6 protein-coding genes are annotated in these 7,111 nt (G+C 59.4%); 4 read left to right on the top strand and 2 right to left on the bottom strand.

Annotated elements, in window-relative coordinates:
- Positions 1-9 precede the first annotated feature (9 nt).
- Positions 10-690 (bottom strand): TIGR00153 family protein, encoded by a 681-nt coding sequence (locus OKC40_RS02045; protein WP_270793965.1) that lies wholly within the window; start codon positions 688-690, stop codon positions 10-12.
- A gap of 169 nt (positions 691-859) precedes the next feature.
- Here OKC40_RS02045 and OKC40_RS02050 point away from each other — a divergent pair, with 169 nt between their 5' ends.
- On the top strand, positions 860-1,828 hold the full coding sequence (locus OKC40_RS02050; protein ID WP_270793966.1) for a CYTH domain-containing protein: 969 nt from the start codon (positions 860-862) through the stop codon (positions 1,826-1,828).
- A 78-nt stretch (positions 1,829-1,906) separates the two neighbouring features.
- Here the strand turns inward: OKC40_RS02050 and dapA are convergent, their stop codons facing one another.
- Positions 1,907-2,779 carry a 4-hydroxy-tetrahydrodipicolinate synthase gene (dapA, locus tag OKC40_RS02055; RefSeq protein ID WP_234604098.1) on the bottom strand — a complete coding sequence of 291 codons (873 nt, stop codon included), beginning with the start codon at positions 2,777-2,779 and terminating at the stop codon, positions 1,907-1,909.
- A 280-nt stretch (positions 2,780-3,059) separates the two neighbouring features.
- Between dapA and rsmC the strand changes: the two genes are divergently transcribed.
- The 3 genes from rsmC to glgA all read left to right on the top strand — a co-directional run bounded on the left by rsmC (position 3,060) and on the right by glgA (position 6,907).
- Complete coding sequence (gene rsmC, locus OKC40_RS02060; protein ID WP_270793967.1) at positions 3,060-4,088, top strand: 16S rRNA (guanine(1207)-N(2))-methyltransferase RsmC; 1,029 nt, start codon at positions 3,060-3,062, stop codon at positions 4,086-4,088.
- A 151-nt stretch (positions 4,089-4,239) separates the two neighbouring features.
- A complete protein-coding gene (glgC, locus tag OKC40_RS02065; protein ID WP_042059554.1) occupies positions 4,240-5,457 on the top strand; it encodes a glucose-1-phosphate adenylyltransferase in 1,218 nt (405 codons plus the stop codon).
- Entirely contained in the window at positions 5,447-6,907 is a 1,461-nt protein-coding gene (glgA, locus tag OKC40_RS02070) for a glycogen synthase GlgA (protein WP_270793968.1), read from the top strand. Before glgC ends, glgA begins: the two co-directional genes overlap by 11 nt.
- The last annotated feature ends 204 nt before the right edge of the window (positions 6,908-7,111 follow it).

A 7,111-nucleotide genomic window follows, 5' to 3' on the forward strand; every position in this document is an offset into this window, starting at 1 on the left:
GTCAGTCGATTACGAACGAGCCAGCATCAGTTCCAGACGGGCGCCTACACGCTCGGCCTGATCTGCCAGGTCACCTACCCATTCGAGGATCTTGTAAAGGAACATCACATCAATCGGATTGTACTTCTGCTCAACCGCTTGCAGCTGTTGGCGCAGACCGATCTGCATGGTGTCTGTATCGTCCTCGATCAGATCCAGCTGGTGGATCATCTCGGCAACCATTTCCACTTCCCGTCCTTTGAAGCCGGTCTCGAGCAGCTCGTCGAGCTCCCCGATCGCTTTCTCGGCCTGAGCGGTCGCATCAATACAACGTTTGAGGTAAGCCATGAAATCCGCCCGCATTTCGGCGGGGAACTCCATGCGACGGCCAAGCATGCGGCCGGAGATATCCTTGGCACGGTTGGCAATCTTGTCTTGCTGGGTCAACAGCTCCAGCAGGTCGGTACGCGCAACCGGCAGAAACAGGCCGCGAGGCAGTTTCAGACGGATTTCACGCTTGAGGATGTCCGCCTCTTTCTCCAGCTGGGCAATCTGCTGCCGGATCTGCTCGGCATCTTCCCAACGGTCTTCGGCAACGGCATCAAAGAAAGGAACCAACTGCTGGGAGCACTGGTGAACCTTGACGATATGCTTCTGCAGCGGCTTGATGGGGGACTTGGCAAAAAGCCCCAAAATAGTATTTACTGGCATGGCCAAACCTGTGTCGGTGAAAAAACACTCGATACGATTTTATGAGGCGCGCAGAATAACCGAACTGCGCACTCAATTAAACCGCGAATTAATCTGGTTGTATCGCGGGCATTATATCCCCGCGACCCGAATCCTGCCCCCCAAAGTTGCCTGCCAGCCCGGAATGACTATGCAAACTGAGATCGAGATAAAGTTTTTTGTCGCCAGCGACATTCAAACCGAGTTATCCAACCTGCTGAATTCTCTCGAAATTAAGGAATCGTCCCGACAGCAGCTCGGCAACGTCTATTTCGATACGCCGACCCTTGCCCTGCGCCAGCTGGAGATGGGGCTGCGGATCCGCCGCTGCGATGCCTTCGCCGAACAGACCATCAAATGCCGCGGTCAGGTAGTGGGCGGCCTGCACGCCAGACCCGAGTACAACGCCCCCGTCAGCGGCGATCTGCCGACCCTCTCGGCCTTTCCCGATGCGATCTGGCCGACCCTGACCGAGCGCGACCACATTCAGCAGCAGCTGGTCGCCCAGTTTCGCACCGACTTCCTGCGTCGCCACTGGCTGATCGCCTTCGAGAACGCCGAGATTGAGCTGGCCTGGGATCAGGGAGAGATAGTCGGCAGTCAGGGCCGCACCACCATCAACGAACTGGAACTGGAGCTCAAATCCGGCGATACCACGGCGCTGTTTGCACTGGCCCAACGCCTCGCCAAGCTCGGCGGGTTGCGCCTCGGCGCCCAATCCAAAGCCCAGCGCGGCTATCGGCTGGCTGGCCTTGGCAAACCGCTGGCGCTGCAGACACTGGTCGCGAGTGAAGATCTTGAAAGCATGACGGGGATCAGCGAGGGGCTGCGCCACTGGCAGCATCACGAACAGCTCTGGCTGGAGCATCCGCAGGATGAAGACGTTCAACGGCAGGCACTCGCGGCCCTGTGCCAAGGAATCGATCTGGTTGCCCGCAGTGCGGCCACGCTGCCACAAGCCGCGCCCTGGCTGCCAGCATTGACCAGCCTGCACGCCCATCTGCAAGCCCGGTCGGACGAGCATGACGAGTGGCCTGCCGAACCAGCGACCCTCTTCCTCTATCCGGCGTATGTCGAGTTGCAGCTGGCCATCGCCGCCTGGCTGCATCACGCCGCCTGAGCGGGGCTATGTAGGAACCCAAGGTCGGAACTAAAGACCGGAAACAAAACGGGTGAGCCTTGGCTCACCCGTTTTGCATTACAGCAGGTTGAGCTGCTGCATGGCGCTGCGAATACGCGCGCGGGTTGCGTCCGACAGCGGCATCACCGGCAAGCGGCACTCCTCGCTACAGAAACCGAGCAGGGAGGCAGCATATTTGGCACCGGCCGGGCTCGGCTCGGCAAACATCGCCTGATGGAGCGGAATCAGCGTGTCTTGCAGTTCACGTGCGGCTTGCCACTTACCCGCCAGCGTGAGGTTCTGCACCTCGGCCACCAGCTTGGGCGCCACGTTGGCCGTCACCGAGATACAGCCCTGACCACCGCCGATGTTGTAGGCCACGGCCGTGGCATCTTCACCGGAGAGCCAGGCGAAGGGCTTTTTGATCAGCTGGCGCTCGGTCCACGGGCGGGCCAGATCGCCAGTAGCATCTTTCACCCCGGCAATGCGCGGCAGTTCGGCCAGACGGGCCAGGGTCGCGGGTTGCACGTCGACGATGGCGCGCGGCGGAATGTTGTAGACGATGATCGGCTTGGCGGTGGCGTCGTGGACGGCCTTGAAGTGGTGATAGAGCCCCTCCTGATTGGGGCGGTTGTAGTAACCGGCCACATGCAGGGTAGCGTCGGCACCGACCCGCTCGGCATGGAGGGTGTACTCGATGGCTTCGACCGGGTTGTTGGAACCGGCCCCCGCAATGACAGGAACGCGCCCCGCCACCTGCTTGACCACCAGCTCCACCACCCGGCAGTGCTCGTCATGGGTCAGGGTCGGGCTTTCTCCCGTGGTGCCTACCGGCACAATGCCGTGAGTGCCCTGCTCGATATGCCACTCCACCAGACGCAGCAGCGCCTCTTCATCCAGCTTTCCCTGTCGAAACGGGGTGATCAACGCAACGATTGAACCTTGAAACATGGGATCTCCTTCTCCTAAATGACGCGCATATGGCAATAAAAAACCCCGGTACGATGTGCGCAACCGGGGTTTGAAGCTTCTCAGGGATGAGAGGTTACGCGCGAACGTCGGCAGGCCCGAATGTCAGGCTTTTTTTGTGCTTTCGTTTCAACCCGTTGAACCGCATTTCGTCATCTCTGGTCAAAAAATGGTGTCTGGGCATATTTCGGGAACACGGCATAAATGTCAAGGCGAAAGGGGCTATGTATAATGGCCGCCCAAAATTGCGTGGAGAGACCCGATGAGCAGCCCTATCAGTGCCGTCAGCCAGATGCTGGAACGAAACCAAGCCCTCTTTGTCGGCAAGCGGCTACTTGTCTGTGGCGCGCTGGAGGATGACTACCCCCGCCAGCTGGCGACCCTGGCCCAAACCCTGACCGTCTTTACCACCGATTACTGCTACTACCGCAGCCAGCAGGCCGCCCTCGGCGAGGCCATCCTGTTCGACCACCAGCTCGCTGGCGTCCCCCGCTTCGATGCCCTGCTGCTGCTGATGCCCAAGGCCAAGGCCGAGGCGCAATATCTGCTGGCCATGATGACTCCCTTGCTGGAGGCAGGTGCCGACCTGTTCCTGGCCGGTGACAACCGCGGCGGCATCAATGGCGCCGACAAGCTGCTGGCCCCTTATGGCGAGAAGCCGATCAAGCGCGACTCGGCGCGCCGCTGCTCCCTCTATCATGGCGAGCTCTGCAAGCCGGTCGCCCCGTTCGAGCTGGATAGCTGGTTTGGCCGCTACCAGTGCAAGGCCGGTGATACCGAACTGACCGTGCTGGCACTGCCCGGCGTCTTCAGCGCCGCCGAGCTGGATCTCGGCACCCAGATGCTGCTGGCCGCAGTGCCGCCGATGAAGGGCGAGCTGCTCGATTTTGGCTGCGGCGCCGGGGTGATTGGATCTGTGCTGGCCAAGCGCAATCCGGATCTCAAGGTCAACATGGTGGATATCAGTGCGCTGGCGCTGGAGTCGAGCCGCCGCACCCTGGCGATCAATGGGTTAGAGGGCAAGGTTTACCCTTCCGATGTCTATTCCGATGTCTCCACCCGTTTCCAGCACATCGTCTCCAACCCGCCATTCCATGCGGGTCTCAAAACCTTCTATGCGGCGACCGAGCAGTTCCTGGCCAGGGCGCCGGAATTTTTGCTGCCAACTGGCTCGCTGACCATTGTTGCCAACGCCTTCTTGCGCTACCAGCCTATACTGGAGACACACTTCAAACGGGCTGAAGTGATCAGCAGTGATGCCAAATTCAAGGTCTATCTGAGCAAAGTGTAAATAAGTGTAAGCCGCACAATAAAACAGCTAGAGAGCGCCATACGGGATCTGATAAGGTACTAAGAGCACTATAAAAACCACCCCTTAAGGGGTGTTTTTATACCGGATGTTGAAAACCTTTTCATGTGGTTCATTCAGGGAGAGAAATACGATGGCAGGCATTTTGACCATGATCCTGGCTGGTGGCGAAGGTACTCGCCTGCAGCCTCTGACCACCACCCGCAGCAAGCCTTCCGTCCCCTTCGGTGGCAGCTACCGGCTGATCGACTTTGTCCTCAACAACTTCGTCAACGCAGACTTTCTGCGCATCTATGTACTGACCCAATTCAAATCCCAATCCCTCTATCTGCACATGAAGAAGGGCTGGAATATCGTCGGCATCACCGACCGCTTCATCGACCCCATCCCGGCCCAGATGCGGATGGGCAAACGCTGGTATGACGGCACCGCCGACGCCATCTACCAGAACCTCGGCTTTATCGAGCGGGCCGAACCGGATCACGTCTGCATCTTCGGCTCCGACCATATCTACAAGATGGATGTGAGCCAGATGGTCACCTTCCATAAGCAGAAGAACGCCGCCATGACGGTCGCCGCCCTGCGCATGCCCATCGAAGAGGCCAGTGCATTCGGGGTGATCGAGGTGGATACCGAAGGACGGATGATCGGTTTTCAGGAAAAGCCGAAACAGCCCAAGCACATCCCCGGCGATCCGACCCAGGCGCTTGTCTCCATGGGCAACTACATCTTCGAGACCGACGCCCTCTGCCGCGAGCTGAAGCGGGATGCCGCCGAGGAGAACTCCAGCCACGACTTTGGCAAGGATGTGATCCCGAGCCTCTACCCGCGCGCGCCCGTCTACGTCTACGACTACAGCACCAACGTCATCCCCGGTGAAAGACCAAGCGTCTACTGGCGGGATGTGGGGACTCTGGACTCCTACTGGCAGGCGCACATGGATTTGGTAGCCGACAATCCCCCCTTCTCCCTCTATAACCGCAAGTGGCCGCTACACACCCACTATCCGGCGCTGCCGCCTGCCACCTTCATCGACAGCGACGAGTGCAAGGTGAAGATCGCCAACTCCCTGATCTCCGCCGGTTGCTTCATTCAGGGCAGCCAGATCCAGCGCTCCATCCTCGGTTTCCGCTGCAATATCGGCCCCTGCAGCCACATCAGCGAATCCGTGCTGCTGGGGGATGTGAAGATTGGTGAAGGGTGCTCCATCCGGCGCGCGATCATAGATAAAAACGTTGAAATTGCGCCCGGCACCGTTATCGGTGAAAATCTCGACCACGATAGAGAGCGATTTACCGTATCCGAAGGCGGTATCGTGGTGGTACCTAAGGGAGCAAGAGTTGGCTATTAACCCACTGAAAATCCTGTTTGTTGCCTCGGAAGTTGAGGGGCTGGTCAAGACCGGGGGCCTGGCAGACGTTGCCAGAGCCCTGCCGATGTACCTGGCCCAGAAGGGGCATGATGTCAGGATCATGCTGCCCTTCTACAAGACGATAAAGCGACGGGATGAGGCCAAACTGGTCGCGTCCCGCTGGCTGCCCACCCATCCGGGGCTGCCGGATATCGGTTATCGCATTTACCAGATGGAGCTGGATGGCGTCTGCGTCTATCTGCTCGACTGCCTGCAATATTTCGATCGTCCCCAGCTCTACGCCGAGAACAATCAGGCCTATCCGGATAACGGCGAGCGCTTTGCCTTCTTCTCGGCGGCAGCCCTCCATGCCTGCGAGCAGCTCGGCTTCGCCCCGGACATCGTCCACTGCAACGACTGGCACACCGGCCTGCTGCCGCTGCTGCTGAAAACCCGCCATGCTCAGAACCCGTTCTTCCAGCAGACCCGCAGCGTGATCAGTATTCACAACGCGGCGTTTCAGGGGGTGTTCGGCCGCGAGCAGTTCTGGGCCATGCCCGAGATCGCCGATTACGAGCGCCGCATCAACTACGACTACGGCCACGTCAACCTGCTCAAATGCGGGGTGCTCTACGCCGACAAGATCAATGCGGTCAGCCCCAACTATGCCCAGGAGCTGCTGACTCACCTCGGCGCCCACGGCATGGCCAGCATCTTCCAGCAGCGGGCGGCCGATCTCTGCGGCATCCTCAACGGCTGCGACTACAAGGACTGGGATCCGGAGTTCGACGAGTTCCTGCCTGCGACCTACAGCATCGACAACATGGCTGGCAAACAGATCTGCAAGCAGAGTCTGCAGCAGGAAGCGGGACTGGCCGTGGCAGATCTCCCGATCTACGGCATGGTTTGCCGCCTGACCGAGCAGAAGGGTGTCCCTCTGCTGCTCCCTGCGCTGGAGAAATTCCTCCACCATCAGGTGCAAGTGGTGATCGTCGGCTCTGGCGATCCTGCGCTCGCCACGCAACTGCAAACCATGGCCCGGGATTATCCGGACAAGCTCGCCTTCATCAACACCTATGACGATCGGCTGGCTCATCTGGTCGAAGCCGGTGCCGACTTCTTCCTGATGCCCTCACTGTTCGAGCCTTGCGGCCTCAACCAGATGTACAGCCTCGCCTACGGCACCCTGCCGCTGGTGCGCGCCGTGGGGGGTCTGAAAGATACCGTGGTGGATTGGGATGCCGATCCCGAGCGGGCCACCGGTTTCTGCTTCAACGATCCAACGGCCGCCATCCTGCTCGATACCATGCGCCGCAGCTTGCTCTATTTCCTGCAGGACAAGGCGCGTTTTGCCAAGGTGCAGCACAATGCCATGAAGACCCGCTTCAACTGGCCTGACTCTGTCACCCAGTATGAGCTGATGTATCAGAGCGCATTGGGCCGTTACTGAGCACCAAACGTCGGCTAATTGCTGAAGTTTTGTACCCTTGGCGCCACTTTGGGCGTCAACAGCGAAAAAAGTCCCCTTTGGCTGTTGACGCTCCCCCAAAACTCTATAGAATCCCCCTCCGCAGTGATGCGAAGGTGGCGGAATTGGTAGACGCGCTAGCTTCAGGTGTTAGTGTCCCACGGATGTGAGGGTTCGAGTCCCTCT

This window comes from Aeromonas sp. QDB11 (genome assembly GCF_027705265.1).
Lineage (GTDB): Bacteria > Pseudomonadota > Gammaproteobacteria > Enterobacterales > Aeromonadaceae > Aeromonas > Aeromonas allosaccharophila.

Coding starts and splice junctions, on each gene's coding strand:
- OKC40_RS02045 (WP_270793965.1), bottom strand. CDS start 690: ATGCCAGTAAATACTATTTTGGGGCTTTTTGCCAAGTCCCCCATCAAG.
- OKC40_RS02050 (WP_270793966.1), top strand. CDS start 860: ATGCAAACTGAGATCGAGATAAAGTTTTTTGTCGCCAGCGACATTCAA.
- dapA (WP_234604098.1), bottom strand. CDS start 2,779: ATGTTTCAAGGTTCAATCGTTGCGTTGATCACCCCGTTTCGACAGGGA.
- rsmC (WP_270793967.1), top strand. CDS start 3,060: ATGAGCAGCCCTATCAGTGCCGTCAGCCAGATGCTGGAACGAAACCAA.
- glgC (WP_042059554.1), top strand. CDS start 4,240: ATGGCAGGCATTTTGACCATGATCCTGGCTGGTGGCGAAGGTACTCGC.